19 protein-coding genes and 1 pseudogene are annotated in these 22,433 nt (G+C 44.8%); 6 read left to right on the top strand and 14 right to left on the bottom strand.

The window, feature by feature from the left end; translation table 11 throughout:
• Positions 1-17: 17 nt before the first annotated feature.
• The 9 genes from DFP81_RS05915 to DFP81_RS05875 form a co-directional block, all read right to left on the bottom strand.
• Complete coding sequence (locus tag DFP81_RS05915) at positions 18-1,631, bottom strand: TRAP transporter large permease (RefSeq protein ID WP_115896844.1); 1,614 nt, start codon at positions 1,629-1,631, stop codon at positions 18-20.
• Between the two features lie 18 nt (positions 1,632-1,649).
• Entirely contained in the window at positions 1,650-2,327 is a 678-nt protein-coding gene (locus tag DFP81_RS05910) for a TRAP transporter small permease (protein WP_115896843.1), read from the bottom strand.
• A gap of 148 nt (positions 2,328-2,475) precedes the next feature.
• A complete protein-coding gene (locus DFP81_RS05905) occupies positions 2,476-3,480 on the bottom strand; it encodes a TRAP transporter substrate-binding protein (protein WP_115896842.1) in 1,005 nt (334 codons plus the stop codon).
• A 272-nt stretch (positions 3,481-3,752) separates the two neighbouring features.
• Positions 3,753-5,873 carry a tRNA(Met) cytidine acetyltransferase TmcA domain-containing protein gene (locus tag DFP81_RS05900; protein ID WP_115896841.1) on the bottom strand — a complete coding sequence of 707 codons (2,121 nt, stop codon included), beginning with the start codon at positions 5,871-5,873 and terminating at the stop codon, positions 3,753-3,755.
• Between the two features lie 102 nt (positions 5,874-5,975).
• The gene (locus DFP81_RS05895; RefSeq protein ID WP_115896840.1) at positions 5,976-8,015 is read right to left on the bottom strand and encodes a methyl-accepting chemotaxis protein; all 2,040 of its coding nucleotides are present in this window, start codon (positions 8,013-8,015) and stop codon (positions 5,976-5,978) included.
• Positions 8,016-8,420: 405 nt separating this feature from the next.
• Positions 8,421-9,908 carry a 2-methylcitrate dehydratase gene (prpD, locus tag DFP81_RS05890; protein WP_115896839.1) on the bottom strand — a complete coding sequence of 496 codons (1,488 nt, stop codon included), beginning with the start codon at positions 9,906-9,908 and terminating at the stop codon, positions 8,421-8,423.
• Between the two features lie 58 nt (positions 9,909-9,966).
• On the bottom strand, positions 9,967-11,109 hold the full coding sequence (prpC, locus tag DFP81_RS05885) for a bifunctional 2-methylcitrate synthase/citrate synthase (protein ID WP_115896838.1): 1,143 nt from the start codon (positions 11,107-11,109) through the stop codon (positions 9,967-9,969).
• Positions 11,110-11,181: 72 nt separating this feature from the next.
• A complete protein-coding gene (prpB, locus tag DFP81_RS05880) occupies positions 11,182-12,072 on the bottom strand; it encodes a methylisocitrate lyase (RefSeq protein WP_115896837.1) in 891 nt (296 codons plus the stop codon).
• Positions 12,073-12,118: 46 nt separating this feature from the next.
• Complete coding sequence (locus tag DFP81_RS05875; protein WP_115896836.1) at positions 12,119-12,805, bottom strand: GntR family transcriptional regulator; 687 nt, start codon at positions 12,803-12,805, stop codon at positions 12,119-12,121.
• A 306-nt stretch (positions 12,806-13,111) separates the two neighbouring features.
• Between DFP81_RS05875 and DFP81_RS05870 the strand changes: the two genes are divergently transcribed.
• Complete coding sequence (locus DFP81_RS05870) at positions 13,112-13,372, top strand: DUF5062 family protein (RefSeq protein ID WP_115896835.1); 261 nt, start codon at positions 13,112-13,114, stop codon at positions 13,370-13,372.
• A 52-nt stretch (positions 13,373-13,424) separates the two neighbouring features.
• Here DFP81_RS05870 and DFP81_RS05865 read toward each other — a convergent pair whose 3' ends face one another.
• From DFP81_RS05865 to DFP81_RS05855, 3 genes are all read right to left on the bottom strand, one after another.
• Complete coding sequence (locus DFP81_RS05865; RefSeq protein WP_115896834.1) at positions 13,425-13,889, bottom strand: Lrp/AsnC family transcriptional regulator; 465 nt, start codon at positions 13,887-13,889, stop codon at positions 13,425-13,427.
• Between the two features lie 51 nt (positions 13,890-13,940).
• Positions 13,941-14,687: an SDR family NAD(P)-dependent oxidoreductase gene (locus DFP81_RS05860; RefSeq protein WP_115896833.1), complete on the bottom strand. Its 747-nt coding sequence runs from the start codon at positions 14,685-14,687 to the stop codon at positions 13,941-13,943.
• Between the two features lie 103 nt (positions 14,688-14,790).
• Positions 14,791-15,237 (bottom strand): DUF3429 domain-containing protein, encoded by a 447-nt coding sequence (locus tag DFP81_RS05855; protein WP_115896832.1) that lies wholly within the window; start codon positions 15,235-15,237, stop codon positions 14,791-14,793.
• Positions 15,238-15,567: 330 nt separating this feature from the next.
• Here DFP81_RS05855 and DFP81_RS05850 point away from each other — a divergent pair, with 330 nt between their 5' ends.
• Positions 15,568-16,944 carry a glycine--tRNA ligase gene (locus DFP81_RS05850; RefSeq protein ID WP_115896831.1) on the top strand — a complete coding sequence of 459 codons (1,377 nt, stop codon included), beginning with the start codon at positions 15,568-15,570 and terminating at the stop codon, positions 16,942-16,944.
• Between the two features lie 122 nt (positions 16,945-17,066).
• A complete protein-coding gene (locus DFP81_RS05845; RefSeq protein ID WP_115896830.1) occupies positions 17,067-17,540 on the top strand; it encodes a GNAT family N-acetyltransferase in 474 nt (157 codons plus the stop codon).
• 272 nt (positions 17,541-17,812) lie between these two features.
• Here DFP81_RS05845 and DFP81_RS05840 read toward each other — a convergent pair whose 3' ends face one another.
• Positions 17,813-19,819, bottom strand: a complete 2,007-nt coding sequence (locus tag DFP81_RS05840; RefSeq protein ID WP_115896829.1) for a ligand-gated channel protein — start codon at positions 19,817-19,819, stop codon at positions 17,813-17,815.
• 210 nt (positions 19,820-20,029) lie between these two features.
• Between DFP81_RS05840 and DFP81_RS05835 the strand changes: the two genes are divergently transcribed.
• A complete protein-coding gene (locus DFP81_RS05835; RefSeq protein ID WP_115896828.1) occupies positions 20,030-20,923 on the top strand; it encodes a LysR family transcriptional regulator in 894 nt (297 codons plus the stop codon).
• A 176-nt stretch (positions 20,924-21,099) separates the two neighbouring features.
• Here the strand turns inward: DFP81_RS05835 and DFP81_RS18595 are convergent.
• Positions 21,100-21,305 (bottom strand): annotated as a pseudogene (locus DFP81_RS18595) (MBL fold metallo-hydrolase).
• Between the two features lie 54 nt (positions 21,306-21,359).
• Here DFP81_RS18595 and DFP81_RS05825 point away from each other — a divergent pair.
• A complete protein-coding gene (locus DFP81_RS05825; RefSeq protein WP_115896827.1) occupies positions 21,360-21,611 on the top strand; it encodes a GNAT family N-acetyltransferase in 252 nt (83 codons plus the stop codon).
• A gap of 291 nt (positions 21,612-21,902) precedes the next feature.
• A complete protein-coding gene (locus tag DFP81_RS05820; protein ID WP_115896826.1) occupies positions 21,903-22,319 on the top strand; it encodes a DoxX family membrane protein in 417 nt (138 codons plus the stop codon).
• The last annotated feature ends 114 nt before the right edge of the window (positions 22,320-22,433 follow it).

Raw genomic sequence — 22,433 nt, 5'->3', positions numbered from 1 at the left:
TAACAAGACGTTGGTGATTAATGAACGATCTCTGGTCCCATGATGCTGTACGGCAGCATAGTAGAAAGCGCAGGAATGTAGGTCACGAGAACAAGGAAGACCATCAAGACTAATACGAATGGCATCGCCGCTTTAACAACACGGGCTAAACTCATGCCTGTGATGCCAGAGGTGACAAAAAGGTTTAACCCAATCGGCGGTGTGATCATACCAATTTCCATGTTCACGACCATGATGATACCTAGGTGAATGGGGTCGACACCCAACTGCATTGCAATCGGGAATACGACCGGAGCAACAATCACCAATAGGCCTGATGGTTCCATGAATTGGCCACCAATTAACAGCAAAATGTTGACCGCGATCAAGAAGGTAAACCAGTTAAAGCCGACGCCGAGCATCCATTCTGTGATCATCTGAGGGATGCGTTCAGAAGATAAGGTATGGGCAAACAACAAGGCATTAGCGATGATGAACATCAACATGATGGTGGTTTTAGTGCCCTCGAGCATCACTTTACGAGATTCTTCGCCAAATAGAGCAGGGAAGAAACCTCGCAGCATGAGAGACAAGTTTCGCCCCCAGATTGGCAAGCCTGCGGATAAGCAGCGTGTGATCGACTGTTCTAAGTGAGCAGAGCGCTTATAAACGTAGAAAATCGCCAAAATAACCGACATAACCGCACCCCAAAGAGCACGATCACCACCGGTAATAGTTTCACTGCCAGCTAGGGCGAAGAACGACATGATTTCCCATACAAGGAAAAACGACACACCATAAACAGTACCGTTGAAGCCAACGCGGGCGTGAGTAGCGTCGTTATCATTGGTCCATGTTTGGCCTTTTAATGGGCCCATATCACGGTACACAAAGAGCGCGACAAAGATGGAATAGACCGCGGCCACCACGGCGGCTTCTGTTGGTGTAAAGACACCACCATAAATCCCCCCCATGATGATAACCACAAGGAACAAGCCCCAACCTGCCTCTTTACCGCCGCGCACTAGATTACCGAACCCTTTCCACTCTTCGGCAGGTAGGTTTTTTATCCGAGCGACCACGTAAATGGCCAGCATTAGCATACCGCCTGCGAGTAAGCCTGGGATGACACCGGCTAAAAACATACGACCAACGGACACATCGGTAGCCGCGGCGTATACTACCATGACGATAGATGGTGGAATAAGGATGCCCAAGGTGCCTGCATTGGCAATGATGCCAGAAGCAAACTCTTTTGAGTAACCCACTTGCTGCATACCTGCAATAGCGATGGTACCAATGGCCACAACCGTTGCTGGAGATGAACCAGACAAGGCTGCAAACATCATACAGGCCAATACGGACGCCATGGCCAAGCCACCACGGAAGTGCCCGACGCTGGCAATGGCGAAGTTAATCAGGCGTTTGGCGACACCACCAGTGGACATATACGAAGAGGCTAGAATGAAGAATGGAATCGCCAACAGAGTATAGTGTTGACCTGCACCAAACAGAGAAATAGCCACCGATGACAATGAGTCATGGGAGAAAAAAGTAATAAACAGGATGGACGATAAGCCCAAGGAAATACCAACGGGAATGCCGATAAACAGCATGGTTAGTACAAAAGCAAATAAAATAATGGCTTCCACAGTAAGCTCCTAACTCAGCTAGTCTTTTAAGGCGTCTTTGTTTTCTTTGACCAGTTCTTGTGCTTCATGGCCACTGATCAACATGTCACGTTTACCACGTGCAATGTCAATGAAGGCCTGCAAAGAGCGGAGGGAGAGCATTGCTAAGCTGATTGGCAGTATCACCAGCACTAACCAGCGTTGTACGCGTGGGCGTAAATCAAACGCTTCTTGCATGAAAAGAGGGTAACGAAGCTCTTCCGTGCCGATACCAATCTTGTACATTTTTGACCAGTATTCGATGGCACCGCCACGAGTGTCTATGCCCAAGAGCGTTAACCAAGTGGAATCAAGCAAAATCAAACCATATAAAATGGCAGCAAACGCGCCAAACAAAGAAAGAGCTTTGGAAATCTTCTTAGGAACCGCATTCAGCACAATGTCGACACCAAGGTGAATGCCCGTTTTGATGCCATAGCTCATACCAAGAAGAATTAACCAAGAAAAGGCGATGGTGTTAAATTCGAGAGCGGCATCCCAGCCAGTATTGAAACCGTAGCGTGCAATGACCTGCCCAAATGACACCACCATAATAGAGGAGATAACAATAATCATCAGGTTTTCTTCAGCACGTTCCATCACCTTTGGAAAGCATTTTTCTAATGCCCAAAGTGCGAGGACGAAAATCAATAAATAAATATGTGGCCAGTATGCCATTTGTGTCTCCTGAGCGAATATAAGAGCGATGCCAGAGGGTAACGAAAGTAAGGACGTATTCTTAACTGTTAAGCAGCAGAAGGCCGGTTACCGAGCTGGCAAAAGCTGGCCCTTAGGCCAGCTTTATTACAAGGTATTAAACGGTGTATTACGCACCTGCTGCGGCGTTAACAACGTCGGTACCGATATCACCGTCAAACTTCTTCCAAACCGGTTTCATAGTATCAACCCATGTTTGACGTTGTTCTTCTGTCAAGGTGTTGATCTTGCCGCCGGCTTTTAGAATGTTGGCGCGGTTGGCCGCTTCTTTCGCTTTAACCGATTCGTTCGCTTCTTGAGTAACTTGGTCTGCAATGGCCATGAATTGATCGTGATCTGCAGGAGACAGGCTGTCTAGGAAGTCTTTAGACGTCATGAACAAATAAGCCAATAGCTGGTGGTTGGTTTCTGTGATGCTGTCTTGCACTTCGTAGAATTTTTTCGTGTAGATGTTAGACCAAGTGTTTTCTTGGCCATCGACTACACCCGTTTGCAAAGCGCCGTATACTTCTGAAAAAGCCATCGCTTGTGGTGACGCGCCCATGGCTGAAATCATAGATTTTGCCACGTCAGAGGTTTGTACGCGGAATTTTAGGCCTTCTGCATCACTAGGTAGCGTCAGTTTTTTGTTGGCAGAGAAATATTTCATGCCAGACATCCAATAACCTAAACCAACAAAGCCTGCATTGTCTTCCATTGCCTTGAGCAATTTCTTGCCTTCGGGGGTTTTGGTAAAGCGAATTGCATGGTCCATGTCTTTAAAGATAAAAGGTAAATCAAATACGCCGTATTTCGGAGAATAAGAACCAAATTTAGACAAAGACGGTGCAAGCAGCTGAACATCACCCAATAGCAGGGCTTCAAGCTCTTTAGAGTCACCAAATAGGGTCGAGTTTGGGTAAACAACGACGCATAATTTGCCGTTCATTTCTTTGTTTACACGGTCCGCAAAATTATTGGCAGCAACCACTTTCGGGTGTGTTGTTCCCCCTGTTACGTGGCTGAACTTAACAATACGCTCACCGGCATCGCACGCGGAAGATGAATCTGCAAAAGCACTACCTGCGGAAAACGTAAGTGCAAGAGTGGTTAGAGCTAAGCTGAGTTTTTTCATTGTTATTGGACTCCAAAACTGAGTAATTATTATTGTTGTGCGTTTAATCTTTGTTAAACGGATAACAAGGTTAAAAAATAACGTTGCAACATCATTTATTACACATTTTGTGCCAATTTCTTGTGAACTTGTTTAAGTTGTTGAAATTTAATAAAAATAATTTGATTTTACGTGATGTGGCTAAAGCCTGAGTGTTTTTGAAAGGGATATTTGGGTGGGAAACCACCCATTAAATTCGGCAGATGGGCGGAAAGTTACACATTGCTAGACTGTTATTGTGAGCTGGATAATAATCCATCGACGGCAGACTTTAGTCGCCTCTCCACTTGCTTCTTGGTCTTTAAATGGAAGACTGAGAAATCAATTTGATGGGCGGCTTGGTTAATTACTGCGTGTAATAAAGGGTAATCTGGGTGTGCTGTAGTAAGTTGATGGCACGCGATTTGACTGTTAACCATGCGGGTAAGTTGAGCGCGTATGGTGAGGTAAGGGCGGTGATGATAGGCAAATAAAGCCAAGTCTTTACGGTCCTTTGTGCTTATCATGGGCGCTATTTCAAGGCTGTTTTGTAACGCCTTATCAAGATAAGAGCGGTTCAGTTGGTTGGCTAAACTGGCATCTATATCGGCATAATCCCGAGGTAAATTAATGCTCAGGTTGGCTAAATAACCTTGCTGCCAAAGCCTTGCTTGCTGCTCCGCTTGGTGGGTTAAAGGTTTCACCATCATCAGCGAATAACAGCCGCTGGCTTGGTCTTTGGTGGTTCCCAGGCGCACTGGAATAAAGCCATTCTTGAGCCAAAAAGCCACGACTTCTGAGGTGGCTGCAAAACTTGTACAGAGGAAGTCACAGCGGTTCGAAGGGGCTTTGGCAGAGCTTTCAATTTGTTGCAGCAGCCTACTTGCATAACCGTTATTTTGCTGGGCGGTTTGTGTCGCAATGCGACTAATACGCCAATAACGATAATCTCCTGCATTTTCCCAGCCCTCATGAGCTAATAAAGATTGTGGTATTAAATGACCACGTGGGCGCCGTGTTCCTTGCATTACCGCTAAACTGAGCGTGTCAGGCAAGGTACCTTCTTCCGTGATGATAGCCACGCTGGTGACAGCCGTATCTTGACCTAGTAGATGACAGGTGACTGACGGGTCATCGAGTACCCAGCGTAAGTTATCCGCTGAGGTTTGATAATGGGCGCTGACCAATAACTGGAAGGTATCTGCTAATAGCGTTTCTTGGGTTAACCATTGTGCGCCTGTGATTGTTAGGTATTCACAGCTCTCTGCGGCGTTACTGGGTTTTATTTCAGGGGCTTCGCTGGTCGCTAAAAAGAAGCTTTTATTTAGCCAGTTTTCCAGTGGGTCATTTTCCCCCCAGCGTATTGGTTGGGTTAAATGAAGTTGCTCAAGGGGTTTTAAACGAGGCGACACTTGCTTAGCTAAATAGCGACAAAACTGAATACCAAAGCCTTTACCGGCACCCTCGTAGCCATAATCTGTGCTGCTAAATAGGCAATGATCTGCTTTATCATTTAACGCTTTCAGCATAGGAATAGGGATGGTTGCGGCTTCATCAACCAATAAAATGTCCCAATGATTTGAGTTCGAGAGCAGTGCGTCCGGTGCGAAGAAAGGAAGTGTTAGGCTCGCCGATGAGATTGATAAAACCGCTTCAAAACGTTGCTTAAGGGTGACCACCGCGCTTTGGTTTGCGGCGACCAGCGCAACTTTTTTACCGGTTTCGAGAAGTTTGGCGAGACTGTCTCCGAGTAGCGTAGATTTGCCACGACCACGAGGCGCGAGCAGCACATAAGACTTCGCTTCTAATGCCAGTAAGCAAGATTGTGCTAATGCTTGCTGGGTATTTAATGGCGGATGATCAAGGTCTGAGGAAAGGGCAGGCAATGCTTGCAGAGCCACTTCTTTTGAGCCGCAGTGAGTGAGTCTAAAAGGACTATTGGGGGCGAGTAATCGAGTCAATAAAAAGCGTTTGAAACTGGAGTCAATTTGCGCGCTCTGATAAGGCCAAGGTAAGTAGCGAGGCAAATCTTGATCTGTCATAGATTGCCAATCCCCCTTTGGTAAGGCGATAGCAAAGACGCCATTGCCACGTACTGTCCCGGCTAGAATAGCGAGGGCACTTGCTGACACGCCATGTCTTAGATCCACTAAAATAGCCTCATGGCTGGCGCCGAGTTCTTGACGTGCTTGCTTAAAAGAGCAAGTGCGATAGCTAGGTGAGGTGTCTCTGGTAAGGTGTTGGTATTGGGTAACTTCATGGGCGCAAATAAGCGGTTCTGCTAAGTGCTCGCAGAGGCGCAAAAAATCTGACAATACTTCAGCTTCAGAACCGATAAATAAAAAACAATGGCGGTGGTTGTCAGATGAATGCATAAAATCTCCTCATGATCCGCGAATGATACTGTGCGCATGAGGTGTAGGGAAGGTACGAACCCGTTTGTGGGGATAGGTTCGTACCTTTTGGTTGGCTTATGTCTATTTTAGAGTAAAGGCAGCCAAGTCTTTTTGTAGGGCTTTTGCAAGCTCACGTATATGCTGGCTGTGGCCTTGGGAGACATCAGATTGCTGAAGGGTTGCTGTTGCTGCTTGTTGAAGGGACTCAGAGCTTTGGCGAATTTGAGATGCAGCCACACTTTGTTCCTCAGTGGCGGCAGCGACATTGGAAATACCGCTTGCAACCGTCTGTGTGGACTCAAATATTTGATTCAGTACTTCGCCAGCATGCAGTGTTTGTTGCACGCTATTGTCTACTTGTTCACGGCCTTTGGTCATTTCTTCAACAGCAGAGCGACTGTTAGATTGTAAAGTATCAATCACTTCACGGATCTCTTTAGTAGATTGCTGAGTTCGTTGGGCTAATACACGAACTTCATCGGCGACAACGGCAAAGCCTCGTCCATGCTCTCCCGCACGAGCGGCTTCTATGGCGGCATTGAGAGCCAATAAATTGGTTTGTTCGGCAATCTCGTTGATCACAGTTGCCACAGCACCAATATTGCTGGAGCTGGCTTCGACACTGGCAATGGTATCGGAAGCTTGGCTAAAGGCCGATGAGAGTTTGCTGACGGTCTGTTCAACTTGTTTCACCGCTTCATGCCCGCTTTCTGTTGCACTTTGCACAGCGACAGACTCATTAGAAACTTCGGTGGCGCTTTGCGCTACTTCCTCAATGGACGCTGAGATCTGAGTGATGGCTGAAGCCACTTGAATACTGCTATCTTTACTGTTGTTTGCACTCTCTTTCAAATCAAGGTTGGCGTTTGAGATAGCTTGACTTGATGCCAGTAGCTCGTTACTTGAGAGCAAAACCTTGTTGATTAACTGAATAAGATTGTCACGCATGAGCGTCGTGTCGTTTTGCAATAAGTCCACTTCGTTACGGCTGTTTTGATCTTTGTTTGTGGTAAACGAAAAGGCCAAGTTCCCTTGTCCTAATTGGCTTAATGCGTAGGAAATTTGCTGTAGAGGTTTTAGGGCTCGACGAATAAAGACCCATAAAATACCGGCAAGGAAAATAGAAGCGAAGGCGCAAAGAATACTAAGGCTCCATAATACTCCATTGACCTCTTCTTTATATTCATCATCAAAAGATTTAAGGGAGATAACCCAGTCCCAACCAGACACTCTTTTAAAGACAATTTTAGAGGGGCGTAATGAGTCATCCTGACCAGGTATTTTTAGCGCATAGCGGGTGATACCCTCTTCATTTTGATACATCTTATTTAATGCATCGGTTAACTCTGGATACATTTGAAGAATATTTTTACCGATTATTTTCTGGCTAGGGTGGAGTAGAAAGTTACCTCTGTTGACACCGGTATCTGTCATATATAAATAGCCACTTTTACCAAATGTGATGCTGTTTAAGGAGCGGGCAAGCGGTGCCAAAACATCATTATAAGGAATAAGAATTTCATAATATAATTCAGGTGAGGCCGTCAATTGCGCATATCGAGCGAAATAGCTGTGCTGGTTGATTAGGGCTTTACCACTGAATACGCGGCCTTGCTGAATGGCTTGATAAGCAGCAGAAGCGCTGGAAATTTCACTGCCAACTGCTGTTTGTCCTGCTAGCCTGTCTTGTGAACTGGTGACACGTATAAGGCGACCACCTTGCTTGATAATAAGACCTACTTGCAGCTCAGTCGTGTTAGCAAAGCGCTTAATAAGAGGGCTGTTACCATTGAGGGTTTGACCCTGCAGTGTCAGTGTTGGAACTTGATAACCACCTACGTTTAATAGCTTGTTATGGTCAATGTTTAAGTCACTGAGTGTGATGTTGAGCAAGCCACCATCACGCAGTACACGACGGTCTAGTTGTTGATATTTATCATGTAGTTGGTTCGCGACTAATTCCACCTCTTTTTCCTGATGGCTGGTCACTATTTTATTAATTTGCTCGCTAAAGAGCATTCTCATTAGAAAAATAAGCAGTAAAAAAATAACCACAATGGCGCTTAAAGCGCTTAATCCTAGCTGCTGCGGGAGCGGCGATTTTCTTAAATAAGACAACATGTTTTATTCCTTAAAGAGAGGCGAACCTTGGATAAACGATTTAAAGGGGTGGAAAATCACGACACAGCTTGATATTGCTTTCTAGCTTAGGAAGACAAGAGAGCGAACATGGGTGACAAGTGATTTTTATATTCTGAGGTTTTTATTGTTGTGGTTTGTTATAAAAATAATTTATAGAACAATGAATGATAATTCAATTTTTAATCTATTTATTTAACAAAAACAGGCGAATGCTATGTGTTTTTATGGACGATCGTAAGCACTTAGTAGGCGTTTTCATATTAGCTACAAAAAGCCGGATAATTAAGGAGGAAATCAGGGGGAAAGAAGGCTTTTAGGGGGAAAATGCCCCGCTGACGTAACTCAGGGGGCATTTTGTATATGTCACTGTCTGTATTTCGCAGGTTACGCGATAACAAATAGATCCATAAAGCGGTTTACCGAAGTCTGTTCTAGCTCAGTTTGATCTTTGCATAGGTTAAAAATGGTTTGGCATTGGTGGCTTGGAAAACGTGTTGCCAAGTTGTTTTTAAATTTCTGCTCAAGTAACGGGATGCCTTCTTCACGACGACGGCGATGACCAACAGGGTATTCAACGGCGACTTCTTCTGTGCTGCTGCCATCTTTAAAAAATACCTGAATCGCATTCGCAATAGAGCGTTTATCCGCTTCTAGGTATTCTGCGGTGAAACGCTTATCTTCAACGATTTCCATTTTTTCGCGCAGCTCATCAATGATAGGGTTGGCCGCATGGAAATCATCTTCATAATGTTCTGCAATCAAATTACCAAAGGCCAAAGGCACCGCGGCCATGTACTGCAAACAGTGATCTCGGTCAGCGGCATTGGCTAATGGGCCCGACTTGGAAATAATGCGAATCGCGGATTCATGAGTACGAATGACGATTTTGTCGATCTCAGCCAAGCGGTCTTTGACTTGAGGGTGCAAAGTGACAGCGGCTTCGGCGGCTGTTTGAGCATGAAATTCGGCCGGGAAAGAAATCTTAAATAAGATATTTTCCATAACGTAGCTGGCGTAATCTTGGCTGAAAGAGAATTGACGCTCTGTTTCTGGCTTGATCGCTTGGTCTTTATTCGTTTTGGAGAAAGACACATCATAGAACCCCCACTGTGGTGCAGTAAGCACCCCTGGAATGCCCATTTCACCACGCATTGACATATCCGCTAGGCGCACGGCACGAGAGGTTGCATCACCCGCTGCCCATGATTTGCGGGATCCGGCATTCGGTGCATGACGATAGGTACGCAGAGCCGAACCATCAACCCAAGCTTGCGATATGGCCGCCATGATTTGTTCGCGATCGCCGCCCATCATTTTTGTGACAACCGCCGCAGACGCCACTCTCACTAAGAGGACATGACATAAACCAACGCGGTTAAATGAGTTTTCTAGTGCGATGACACCTTGTATTTCGTGGGCCATCACCATGGCTTCGAGTACCTCACGCATGGTAAGCGGGGCTTCACCATTTGCTAGGCGCACTTGTGACAAATGATCGGCAACGGCCAAAATACCGCCTAGGTTATCAGAAGGATGTCCCCATTCTGCGGCTAACCAAGTGTCATTGTAGTCAAGCCAGCGAATGATACAGCCAATATCCCAAGCCGCTTTGACAGGATCAAGGGATAAAGAGGTGCCTGGCACACGGGCGCCATTTGGCACCAGGGTACCTTGTACTATAGGGCCTAAATGTTTTGTGCATTCAGGGAAGCGTAGGGCAAGCAGGCCACAGCCAAGAGTATCCATTAAGCAATTACGGGCGGTATCGAGTGCTTCTTGGCTGGTTACTTTGTATTGGATTACGTAGTCAGCGATGTCTTGGATGACTTGGTCGTAATCAGGGCGGTTATTTAGATCTACGTTGGCGCTCATGTGTTTTCCTTAAAATCTGTTATGACAGTAAACGAATCAATTTGGTGTACCAAAGGTCTTATGGTCGGTCGTCAATCGCTACCCATTCGGCATGATCTGGCCCTGTATAATCCGCGCTCGGGCGAATAATGCGGTTATTAGCCCTTTGTTCCATCACATGGGCTGCCCATCCGGTAATGCGTGAACAAACAAAAATAGGCGTGAATAATTTAGTGGGAATGCCCATAAAGCGATAGGCACTGGCATGGAAGAAATCGGCATTGCAGAATAACTTTTTCTCACGCCACATGACCGCTTCACAACGTTCCGATACTGAATACAGGTGGTCATCTCCGGTTTCTTCACTGAGCTTTTTAGACCATTTTTTGATGATGTCGTTACGTGGATCTCGCTCGCTGTAAATGGCATGGCCAAACCCCATTACCTTTTCTTTATTCGCGAGTTTGGTTAGCAATGCCGCTTCTGCTTCGTCTGCAGATTGCCAGGGTTCAATCATCTCCATTGCGGCTTCATTCGCGCCGCCGTGCAGTGGTCCCCGTAAGCTGCCAATTGCTCCAGTCACACAAGAATGCATGTCTGATAAAGTAGAAGCACAGACGCGAGCGGTAAAGGTCGATGCGTTAAACTCATGCTCGGCATAGAGAATCAACGAGACGTTCATTACTTGCGTGTGCAAGGCACTGGGTTCTTCGTCGTGGAGCATGGTTAAGAAATGCCCAGCAAGAGACGCGACGTGACTGTTTTGGGTGTCGATACGCACGCCATCATGAGTAAATCGATACCAATAAAGCACCATGGCAGGTAAGGTGGCGATCAGCCGATCTGCTGACGCTAATTGGCCTGAGAAAGGCTGCTGCTCCGAACTCTGTTCTGGTTCAAGGTTACCTAAAAAAGAACACCCAGTTCGCATCACATCCATTGGGTGAGCGTCTTTTGGAATCAGTTCTAAAGCCGCTTTTAGTGGTTCAGGTAAGCTACGAAGCTGCATCAATTTATGCTCGTAGTCTTGCAGTTGAACGCGGTTGGGTAAGGCGCCATAGAGGAGTAGATAAGCCACTTCTTCAAAACTTGCATGCTCTGCTAATACATCGATATCGTAGCCTCGATAAGTTAGCCCTGCGGCGGCCTTACCGACAGTGCAAAGGGCTGTTTCGCCTGCACTTTGGCCACGTAGACCCGCACCAGAAAGTACTTTAGCCATGTTGTCTCTCCTTTATTATTGTTGGTTGAGAAATCCATAGAATCATTGTGCTTAGCATTTTGAATAAGCGTATTATTTAGTCGCTTTTTGCTCAGAGAAAAGCGCATCAAGCTTATCTTCGTAAGCGTGATAGTTAAGGAACTCGTAGAGCTCGTTGCGGGTTTGCATCGTCTCGACCGTTGCGCGTTGGTGACCGTCGTTGAGCAGATGTTGATAGACGTTTAAGGCGGCTTTATTCATGGCTCTGAATGCACTCAATGGGTAGAGCACTAGGTCTACTCCGACACTGGCTAATTCTTCTTTGCTAAATAAAGGGGTTGCGCCAAATTCGGTGATATTGGCCAATACAGGCACGTTTACCGCCGCGACGAATTCTTTGTACTGATCTAAGGTGATCATGGCTTCTGGGAAGATCATATCGGCGCCAGCTTCGACACACGCAATGGCGCGTTCAATCGCGGGTTCCATGCCTTCTACCGCTAACGCGTCAGTGCGTGCCATGATGACAAAATCGTCGTCATTACGAGCGTCGACACAGGCTTTGACACGATCGACCATCTCATTTTGGCTGACAATGGCTTTATTCGGGCGATGACCACAGCGTTTTTGCTGAACCTGGTCTTCGATGTGAACCGCCGCCGCCCCAGCTTGCTCCATTTGTTGTACGGTTCTGGTGATATTAAATGCCCCACCAAAGCCGGTATCGATATCGACCAGCAGCGGGAGATTAGAAGCCGAAGTAATACGACGAACGTCCTCTAACACATCGTGTAAGTCGGTCATGCCTAAATCCGGCAAACCATAGGAGGCATTGGCTACGCCACCACCGGATAAGTAAATCGCATGGTGGCCAGTTTGCTCAGCCATCATGGCGCAATAGGCGTTGATGGTGCCAACGACTTGCAATGGGGATTGTGTTTTTACCGCTTCTCTAAAGCGGGCTCCGGCAGTTAGATTGGTCATAATCTGGCTCTCTTATTGTTGTTTTCGTGAATGAGCAAGCCTTTATTTATTGCGAAGCGAGGGCGGTGTGCTCCATCGCTTGTTTTAATAAATGACTGGCCCGGCTGATATGGCGACGCATGAGTAATTCTGCCAGGTCGCCTTCATGATTCGCGATAGCGTCTAGAATCGCACGGTGTTCACGCAATGCTTGACGAGGATCGCTGCGTTGGTCAGCAGTATGGCGGCGATACATGCGAATCACCGCGTATAATTCTTCTGTCAGTAAGCGGATTAATTTCGTGTTGCCACTGGCGTGAATAATGCGCAAATGAAAGTCATCATTGCCCCCTTGCTGGACATAGTGTTCATCTTGATTATCATCGAGATAGGCTTGGTGTTTATCCAGTAAGGCATACAAGCCTTCTATTTCATGGCGCGCCATAGAGCTCGCCGCCAGCCGAGCAGCCATGCCTTCTAAGGCTTCGCGCATGCTGAATGTATCGAGCATATCTTGAGTATTTAACTGAATGACTCGAGCGCCAATATTGGCAGTACGAGTGACTAAACCAAGGCCTTCTAGTTTTACAATAGCTTCTCTTAGTGGTCCTCTGGATACACCGTATTGTTTGGCGAGCTCAGGCTCTGAGATCTTACTGCCTTGGGCTATTTCACCTTTTACTATGGCATTGCTAAGCTGCTGAGCGAGATCCTCAGATAAGGTGGCAGATTTGATGGAAACCAGGTTGTTCATAAAAAATCAAAGCTCGATTGTCGACAATACACACTTTATAGCCTTGATCGATCATTGATTCAAGTGCAATTGTCGACAATATTGTTAGTTTTCACCTGCGTTGAATACCTCTAGCCTGACTAATGATCTTCCTAACAACTGACAACACCTTGTTTAATAGCCATTTTTTACATTTTATTAGCGGGAAGAGTGTGGCAAGTAAGAAAAAGCTGCTAGAGTCTAGATTGTCTCAAATCGCGTGTTTATCAATCTGTCGACAATCTTGAGAGGGTTGTTTGAGCGATAACCGAATAGGTGAATAAGCCCATGAAGAAAGTGAAAAACGAAGCCGCACTGAGTAAAAAAGCCATTCAAGTTGGTGAAAACTATGCGTTGAAGCGAGGCTATGATGGTTTTTCTGCCACCATGTCTGCGAATGAGAAAACCGAAGCAATTTATCGTTTGTTAGTCTTGGATAAGCTTATTGTGGCATTGCCAGCTGACAAAGAGGATTTGCCGAGTATGAAGCACAAATTGGCATTATGGATTCAAAAATTACTGCCTAAAGACGACCCATTATTGCAATAGCCTGATTGGCAGTATGATGTCGCCTTGCTGCTTGCTAGAAAAGTGCTGCTTTTTAGTCTAAAGGGAGTTGGGTGACATTTTTAACTTCACGCATGGTGAAATGGCTTTGTGCTTCTTGAATATGTGGCAGCTGAAGTAGCTTGCTACGCAAGAAGGTCTCATAGCTGTTGATGTTTTTTGCCACCACTCGCAGGCTGTAATCCATCGACCCTGAAATGGTCCAGCATTCCACCACTTCCGAAAAGTCGACAATAGACTGTTCAAACTCATCAAGCATTTTTCTGCCATGGGAAGACAGCTTTATATTCACTAACACAACAATCTCTAAGCCGACTTTATGACGGTCTAAAATAGCTTGGGTAGATTGAATATAGCCTTCTTGCTCAAGGCGATTAATGCGTCGCCAGCAAGGAGATTGAGATAGTCCCACGCGCTCTGCTACTTGCGTTGCGGTTAGGCTTGCATCTTGTTGTAGCAGGTTGAGGATTTTTCGGTCGGTCTGATCTAAATCTTCCATTAAAGAGCTCGCTGTTAGGTGTGGCTGCTTTCTATTTGATAATTTAACACGCTACCATTCAATAGGTTGATTATCCCAATCAAGAAAAGAAGCTTGTTGATCAGGTGTGGCTTGATCTAATACCGATAGGGCTTTTTCGGCAACAAACTCGGCGGTGAAGAGCTTGTTTTTAGCGACATTGCGTTGAAAGGGTTTTGATAGTGGGGTATCCGTTGTCCCCGGGTGGAAGGCGATAAGTTTCACATTAGGCGCGCGCCTTGCGTATTCGATCGCACTATTTTGTATCAACATATTAAGCGCCGCTTTGGATGCTCGATAACTATACCAACCGCCCGCTTTATTATCAGAAATACTGCCGATCCTAGCGCTGAAGGCCGCGACTTTTACAGCTTCTTCTCTCTTTAAAATAGGCAGTAAACGGCTAATCCATAACATTGGAATAATACTATTGCTTAGGTAGCAATCCGCCAACTGTTTAATAGTAATGTCTTCCAGCTTTTTCTCCGGCATTTGTACAAGATGCGCATGGCTTGAATCTTCTGTGCCTTGATGTAGTACTCCGTTACAAATAAGCACCTTATCTATCGTGCCAGCATAAGCGTGCAAGCTTTGGCATACAGAGTCGATGGACGCTTCGCTGTAGTCTGACAATAAAGAGATCACCTTATTGGCGGAAAAATTGACCGCGGTTCGACTCACAGTAAAGACCCGCTGGCAGTCAGGGTCCTTCACGAGATGGGTGATAATAGCTTGAGCAATGGTGCTGCTGGCGCCAATAATAAGGGCGTTGAAAGGCATGTTATTGTCCTCAATTATGCGATGGAAAGGCAGGTTTAATGCCTTTCTTAGCAATATATGCAGCGGTTGTTCTGATGCCTTTCATAGGGTTAAGTTTACCTCATTAGTAATGAGGAAATAGCACGAGTATATGAAGGACACAGACGATAGTAATCAGCACATAGCGGGTTTTAGAGTGGCCGTCACTGTGTGCAAAAAGCAATTTAAGGCAGCGTATTTCTAACCAAAATGTAGAGATAAAGCCTAATAGCAAGACCATCACAGAAAGTGTTGGTACGCCCATTAATAGTGTCCCCCAGGCTAATAAAGAGATTAGGTGACTAAACGACATAACCCGGCGGCTATAGGTTCTTTGTGGGTTTTCTAATACTTGGCCAAAAACTACCCCATTAAAGAAACTCAACATAATGGCGCCGTACCCAGCAAATAGTTCCAGCCCAGAGTGTCTCATGAAGCTAGTGCCAGTGATCGCCAAAAGAGTCCAGATAGCAAAGGGAACTACCCCAAAAAGACCAAATAGAACAAGGGGGAAAACAGAGGTTGAACGCATAACGAATCCTAAATCCGACAACAATGTGTAATTAATACGAATTATCTTACATATTGGATGCAAAAACACGTAATAAAGTTCAAAAAAAGCATGTTTTTTGTTCGTCCAGCAAGACAATAGTTATCTATTTAAGAGCGCTTAACCTGTAAATGAGAAGAGCTTTTATTAAGCTATATCAAGGGACTTTTTTATTCATGAATAATCGCCATTGAGGGAAGTTCGGGCACAGAGTACAATGCGCAGTTATAACTTTCTTTTTTCTTTGATTAACGCTCTCTTGTAAGTTGAGCGTCTCTTCTATTAACCAATTTGCTTAAGGTGTGTTTAGAAATGCCAGCTAAAACAATGGATGAACTCGTTTCCCTGTGTAAGCGTCGTGGATTTATTTTCCAAGGCAGTGAAATCTACGGTGGTATGCAAGGCGCTTACGATTACGGTCCGTTAGGTATTGAGTTGAAAAACAACCTAAAAGCGGCTTGGTGGCGTTCGATGGTATACGAACGCGATGACGTAGAAGGTTTGGATGCCGCTATCATTCAAAATAAAAACGTCTATAAATACTCGGGTCATGAAGACACATTTACAGACCCAATGGTCGATTGTCACGAATGTAAGTCTCGTATGCGTGCAGACCATATGAAAGACATTAAAGTGTGCGATAACTGTGGCTCAACAAATGTAACAGAGCCTCGTGACTTTAACTTGATGTTTAAAACCAATGTTGGCCCAATGGTAAACGAAGAGTCTTACACTTATCTTCGTCCAGAAACTGCCCAAGGTATTTTTACTAACTTCAAAAACGTTGTGGACTCTACTTCTCGTACCTTGCCTTTTGGTATTGCACAGATTGGTAAATCCTTCCGTAACGAAATCACGCCTCGTAACTTCATTTTCCGTGTTCGTGAGTTCGAACAAATGGAATTGGAATTTTTCTGTAAACCAGGTGAAGACGAAAAATGGCACGACTTTTGGGTCAAAACACGCAAACAGTGGTGGTTGGATCAGGGTCTAACAGAAGAAAATATCGAGTTTGAATACGTAACAGGCGATGACCTAGCCCATTATTCAAAATCAACTGTGGATATCTTGTACAAGTTTCCACATGGTTTTGAAGAGTTAGAAGGTGTTGCTAACCGTACCGATTACGATCTAGGTTCACACACTAAAGCGCAAGAAGAATTTGGTCTTTCTGCAAAAGTGAAAAAGAACGAACATTCTACGGCGAAGCTTGCAATCCGTGATCTTGAAGCGAACAAATGGGAAGTGCCTTTCTGTATCGAACCTTCTGCAGGTCTAGACCGCGGCTTGTTGGCGGTAATGACAGAAGCTTACACAGAAGAAGAACTACCAAATGGTTCGACTCGTACTGTGCTTAAGTTTAAGCCGCATCTTGCTCCGATCAAAGTGGCTATTATGCCGCTTAAGAAGAACAAACCAGAGATCGTTGCGCTAGCGAAAGAGTTGAAAAACAAGCTTCAAAAACTGGGCTTGGGTCGTATTCTTTATGAAAACACAGGTAACGTAGGTAAAGGCTACCGTCGTCATGACGAAGTCGGTACACCAATCTGCGTAACGGTTGATTTCGATTCTATCGAAAAAGAAGGCGCACCTGTAACGGTTCGTGACCGTGACACTATGGAGCAAATTGTTGTTCCAGCAGCGGATCTTCCTGCTTACGTAATCAACTACTTTATCAATCAAGACTAATTTAGTCGGTTTATAAAGCACTTAAAAATGCCGTTAAGATGAAAGTCTTAACGGCATTTTTTGTTTTTCAATCAACGGCGACAGAATCAAAATATTAAACCAGCAGGAAGTAAGGGCTCACTATGGTAACCATTACAAAAATGGAATCACAGCATCTAGATAGAGTGAAAAAACTCTCGGTAGCGGAAGCTCAAGAACCCTTTGTTGGTCTTATTTGCGATATCTTAGATCGGCTGAATCAGCAGACCCAGCCCTACCTGGTATTAGCGGATGGGAAAATAGTGGGCTTTTTCCTGATTGATCGGGATTATAAAAGCAGTTATCACGACGCTTCAGTCCAAAGTCTAGGCTTACGAAAGTTCTTTATTGATCAAGCCCATCAAGGGCAAGGCTATGCCAAACAAGCACTTCTGCAATTGGCGGATCTGCTTAGAGCAGAGTACCCGGATTATAAGGACATTTATTTGACTGTGAATTGCAAAAATAGCGGGGCTAAAAGTCTTTATTTAAAAGTGGGATTTAAAGATAGCGGGGCACTGTATCTTGGCGGTCCTTCAGGGCCACAGCATGTTTTGAAGCAGGAGCTAATGACATAAGTTTGATAAGGGGCATCAATATGGCTGGTGGCACAGAGTTGCGGTACTGAAGAAACGCGAGTTCGAACAGAAGATAGGCATGCTAAGTGTCTAGGTGAAAATAAAGCGGTTATCAATTGTAATCTTGAGGTGAAAGGCTACTAGTTATAAAGCAGTGCGATTGTGCTGATTAGAGAAGCGCGATGACGCAGCTAGCCTTTATAAAAAAACCGTAACGAGATAGCCCGTTACGGTTTGATTGTACTGACCCCGAGAGGCTCAGAAACGCTAGATTAGAACTTCATTCTGATTTTTGCGTTGTAGCGGCGGCCGTCCAATACTTCTTCGTAAGTATCGTAGTCCACTTCTTTGTCCAGTATGTTGTAGATACCTGCATACACAGTGATGTCTTTGGTCAAAGCGTAGCTCATACCAGTGTCGACGAAAGTATAAGAAGGGATGCCTTTGGAAATACTTGTGCGTTCTAGACCGTCGCTTGATTTGCCTCGGTAGTTAACACGGGCCCAAGATTTCATCTTGTCGCTCATGGTCCAGTTAGTTGTCGCATTGATCATGTGCTTCGGCAAACGGTTAAGTGGCTCACCTGAAAAAGCACCAGATTTCTGCTCGGAGTCTGTGTATGTGTAGTTACCTGTGAAGGAAACATTTTTTGTGATGTGGGTATTCAGGGTTAACTCAATACCTTGCATAACAACGCGATCGACGTTGTATTTTTGGCTTAGGTAGGTGTAGCTATCGCCTGCATATGTACAGGATGCATCTCCAGCTCCGGTGTCACAAATTCGTTCTTCGGTGATTTTGTCTTTGTAGTCAGTGCGATAAATCGTCCCGCTGATTTGTGTACCGTTGTTGCTATCCCAGTAAAGGCCTGCTTCACCACTGACGCTTTTTTCTGGATCTAGGTCTGAGTTACCAATAATCAACGCATTACCTGCGGAGCCACCGGTATCTTGTCCCCAGCCGTCGGTACCTTCTCGAAGATCAGGTGAGCGGTAACCGCTGCTTACACCGCCTTTCAATGTCCAGTTTGGTGCGAACCCCCAGTTGGCGTAAAGGCGTGGTGAGAAGTTATCCCCGTAGTTCTCGTCCTTGTTGTAGCGTAGGCCAGAGGTTAAAGATAAGTCGTCGGTTAAAAAGTATTCATCTTCGACAAACAGTGCTGCTTGCCAGCGAGTAAGCTGATCCACACCATTATTGGCACCATTATTTGAATCATCCAGCTTTTCGTATTGGTATTGGCCACCGAAGGTCAAAATATGGCTATCAAAGGAAACCGTTGTTTGGTTATTGACGACAGTATCTTCGTAGTACATATCTCGACTAGGGTTGTCGATTTGCTCATTGGTGATGTAGGTTTGAGCGTTGACATCGCCAACAGTGATATTGTGAGTGACCGCGTAATGATCACGGGTATATTCTGTATCGCTGTCTTCTGCGCCTCTACCTGAAGGATCAATAGACTTTCCGACATGTGTGTCTCTGTCTTGGGTTTCTTTGCCGGCTTCAAAAATGATGTCTTGATCGTCAGACATTTTCCAAGTGACCTTAGCGGTACCATTGTTAATGTCTTGGTCAGCATAACCATTGTAGATGTCATCTTCATCACGCTGAGAAACTTGACCGTAAAATTGTAGGCCTAATTTGTCTTTGATCAGTGGTCCACTGACCATTAGATCGGCTTGGCGGCTGTCGCCTGATTTGTTGTTGTCTTGGATTGTGGTGCTGGCAGAAATCTCACCGCCCCATTTATCTTGTACTTTTTTAGTGATGATGTTGATAACACCACCCAGCGCGTCGGAACCATAAAGAGAAGACATAGGTCCACGTACCACTTCGATATGATCGATCGCAGACAATGGTGGCGTCCAACCTTGTTCGATACCTGAGTTATCACCATTCGGGCGGGTTTCGCGGGAGCCTTGGCGTTTACCATCTACCAAAATCAGGGTGTACTTACCGCTCATGCCACGCATAGAGATGTCTTGGCTGGAACCACCGCCAGTGACCATCACGCCAGGTACATCTTGCAGAGCATCGGTTACATCTTTATAAGGTTTGCTTTCTAGCTCTTCTTGCGTCACCACGGTAATCGATGCTGGAGCATCTGTGACTTGTTGTGCATGCCCAGATGCCGTTACTACTAGCTGGTCTAAGGTTTTTGCGACATCTGTATCATTTAGTGCGCTGTCATCTGCGGCCAACAGAACTGGTGAGTAGCTTGCAGCACTAATAAAAGCGGCGAGTAGTGTGCGTTTAAAATTACGTGGTGAAGAGGTCATTATGAGCATTATCTCCTTATATATTTAAATACTTTTGAGTATCATGTGATTCACTAAAAAGAGTATTGAGAATGTTTATCATTTGTATTTTCTTACATATTTAGTGCAATGTGTTGACACGCTCTGTTTCGTTTTCTGCAACATTGCTGAATAATGGAGTTATATAGCAGGATTTTTCTTATTTTTCGGAGGTCTCCTTAGGGCTGAAACATGTACGATTTAAACGAACTGAAGACGTTTGTATCGGTTATGGAAACCGGTAATTTAAAAGACAGCGCACAGGCACTTGGAGTGTCTAAATCGACATTAAGTCGCCGCATTAACCATCTTGAAACTGTGCTGAATCAGCCTTTATTACGACGCCAAGCGAATCGCTTGATTGCCAATGAGGCCGGCTTACAATTTTTACCGTTTGCCAAAAAAATGTTGGCAATTGCCGATGATGGTCTAAAGGCAGTGGAGGATTTAAAGGGAGAAGTCACGGGAAAACTAACCGTGTATGTACACAACATCCTCATACGGGGCTGGTTTTCAAATCGTATGTTTGAATTCTTGGATAAGTATCCAGGGGTTAACATGGAGGTGAAAACGGGTAATAACGTGTCACAAGGATCATCAGCCAATGATGTCAGTATCTGGGTTGGTAAGCCTACAGATGAAGGGCTAAAAGCAGAGAAAATCGGTCAGCTTACCCAAGGAGTATACGCCAGCCCTCGTTATTTAGAAGAAAGGGGAGAATTTACCCACCCGAGTGAACTTAATCAGTGTGCATGGGTAGATATGATAAAAAATGACGAAAATTCTATCTGTCTAGACAATGAGAAAGAGGGCCGAGTGTGCTTCTCTGTACCTGATAGCCGCTTGATTGTGGATCAGTTTACACTTCATGTTGATGCGATGATAAGAGGGAATGGTGTGGGTATTTTACCCCATTATTTAGTGGATATGAGAGCCAGGCATCACGCCGACTCTTTGGTAAATTGTTTGCCAGATTGGCGCGCCGATCCTATGCCTGTGTACATTCAGTACCCATATGGGCATTTGCCGAAAAAGCTACAAGTACTGATCAACTACTTAAAAGAAGAGAGCCAGCATTTCTACTAGCCTAATGGCGAGTTCAAGAAGAAACTCGCCACCATGGATTCTCTATTGGGGCGTCTGTGATGGTGAATATTTACCCAAACTCTGGAGTGCTTAGTGCGACAGAGCATCTTTTTGCTTCCGCCTCTACTCGGTCAAAGGGTTCGTACCAGGGATGAAAGGCCAGATCAAAAGTACCATTAGGGGAGCATTACCTTTCCTCTAAGGTCGAGATGCGTTTGCACGCTTTCTTCTAGTGTCATATGAATGCTGGCCCAATCTTTATCGTAAGCACCTGTTTCTATTATAGTAAGGTCAAAGACCCGTATCGGTCGCCAAACTCTTTGAAACCAGAAAAGTAGCCAGAATCACCACTGAAATACAGATTCTGTTGTGGCGTCTTGATTACCCAAGAACCCCATAATGTGCGGTTGCCATCGCTTAGCCCTCGCCCCGAAAAGTGTTAGTTGGGGTAGCACTATCTGTGACGGATTTTACTTTTTGTTGTTATTTATCTGGTTTAGCGGTGGACCCGGCCGTTCAAGGGATGGGAGTGGGTAAGAGCTTAATGAGGAGGACAAAAGAAGCCTTAACCCCAGAATATTCATTGATCTTGTTATCGTCTCCTCAAGCGATAGATGACTATCCTAAAATAGGTTTCACTCAGCATCATAGTGCCTGGGTGTTGACGGATATTGGGTGTTTATCTTAGCGGCTTTTTAAATATGGCTGTTTCTCTAAATGAGGATGGCTAAAATATAAATAAGTTCCCTTTATTTGTTTGAAACCCCCATCTTTTCTTTTTTAATAATAAATAGCCTGAAAAAGATAAAAATGTTCATCTCAGTTATCTAATGTTGTTTTCTCTCCTTGTTCTTTTTAAAGTAGGTTTGTTTTGAATGGCTTTATAGAAACAACTTAAATAATGGTTGCGGTATGGATAAAAGCATAAGTTTTTGTTTTTCAAAGCTTTGGTTTATTAAGTTTTTAAAAGGGTTTTAAAATGAGTACCGTTACCATATCGAAAGAAAAGCTTGAGTGGAGCCTATTGGGGCTGCGACTGAGTGTGTTTATTGTGCTAATTATGTGGACTGTGGATAAGTTTGTGAATCCTAGCCATTCTGCTGCTGTCATGAAGGTTTTCTATTCTATTCCTGATATAAGTGCCAGTATTGCTTATATCATGGGAGCCTTACAACTTGCTTTGGTGCTTAGCTTTTTGCTAGGTTTTCAGAGAAGATGGGCGACATTAATTATATTAATCATGCACTTAAGTTCTACTCTAGTGTCTTTTGGGCGTTATCTAGACCCTTGGGCCGGATCAAACTTGCTCTTTTATGCTGCATGGCCGATGCTGGCGGCGATTGTGGCTCTTTACCTGTTTAGAGACTATGACAACAAATTCTCTCTGGGTAAGTAATCGGTTATATCGATTTTTCTTAACAGAAAGTAAACGTAAGTTTTTAAAAAGCATGTCTTTATAGATGTGCTTTTTTTATTAAAAAATTGATGTTTTTCTGAAGTAATTGATCGT

This window comes from Marinomonas pollencensis (genome assembly GCF_003387375.1).
GTDB classification, from domain to species: Bacteria; Pseudomonadota; Gammaproteobacteria; order Pseudomonadales; family Marinomonadaceae; genus Marinomonas; species Marinomonas pollencensis.
Note: the sequence above shows the minus strand (reverse complement) of the source record. Positions and strands in the feature narration are given on the sequence as shown.

Excerpts from the sequence above, each read along its gene's own strand:
- DFP81_RS05910 (WP_115896843.1), bottom strand. The coding sequence starts at position 2,327 with ATGGCATACTGGCCACATATTTATTTATTGATTTTCGTCCTCGCACTT.
- DFP81_RS05905 (WP_115896842.1), bottom strand. The coding sequence starts at position 3,480 with ATGAAAAAACTCAGCTTAGCTCTAACCACTCTTGCACTTACGTTTTCC.
- DFP81_RS05900 (WP_115896841.1), bottom strand. The coding sequence starts at position 5,873 with ATGCATTCATCTGACAACCACCGCCATTGTTTTTTATTTATCGGTTCT.
- DFP81_RS05895 (WP_115896840.1), bottom strand. The coding sequence starts at position 8,015 with ATGTTGTCTTATTTAAGAAAATCGCCGCTCCCGCAGCAGCTAGGATTA.
- prpD (WP_115896839.1), bottom strand. The coding sequence starts at position 9,908 with ATGAGCGCCAACGTAGATCTAAATAACCGCCCTGATTACGACCAAGTC.
- prpC (WP_115896838.1), bottom strand. The coding sequence starts at position 11,109 with ATGGCTAAAGTACTTTCTGGTGCGGGTCTACGTGGCCAAAGTGCAGGC.
- prpB (WP_115896837.1), bottom strand. The coding sequence starts at position 12,072 with ATGACCAATCTAACTGCCGGAGCCCGCTTTAGAGAAGCGGTAAAAACA.
- DFP81_RS05875 (WP_115896836.1), bottom strand. The coding sequence starts at position 12,805 with ATGAACAACCTGGTTTCCATCAAATCTGCCACCTTATCTGAGGATCTC.
- DFP81_RS05870 (WP_115896835.1), top strand. The coding sequence starts at position 13,112 with ATGAAGAAAGTGAAAAACGAAGCCGCACTGAGTAAAAAAGCCATTCAA.
- DFP81_RS05865 (WP_115896834.1), bottom strand. The coding sequence starts at position 13,889 with ATGGAAGATTTAGATCAGACCGACCGAAAAATCCTCAACCTGCTACAA.
- DFP81_RS05860 (WP_115896833.1), bottom strand. The coding sequence starts at position 14,687 with ATGCCTTTCAACGCCCTTATTATTGGCGCCAGCAGCACCATTGCTCAA.
- DFP81_RS05855 (WP_115896832.1), bottom strand. The coding sequence starts at position 15,237 with ATGCGTTCAACCTCTGTTTTCCCCCTTGTTCTATTTGGTCTTTTTGGG.
- DFP81_RS05850 (WP_115896831.1), top strand. The coding sequence starts at position 15,568 with ATGCCAGCTAAAACAATGGATGAACTCGTTTCCCTGTGTAAGCGTCGT.
- DFP81_RS05845 (WP_115896830.1), top strand. The coding sequence starts at position 17,067 with ATGGTAACCATTACAAAAATGGAATCACAGCATCTAGATAGAGTGAAA.
- DFP81_RS05840 (WP_115896829.1), bottom strand. The coding sequence starts at position 19,819 with ATGACCTCTTCACCACGTAATTTTAAACGCACACTACTCGCCGCTTTT.
- DFP81_RS05835 (WP_115896828.1), top strand. The coding sequence starts at position 20,030 with ATGTACGATTTAAACGAACTGAAGACGTTTGTATCGGTTATGGAAACC.
- DFP81_RS05820 (WP_115896826.1), top strand. The coding sequence starts at position 21,903 with ATGAGTACCGTTACCATATCGAAAGAAAAGCTTGAGTGGAGCCTATTG.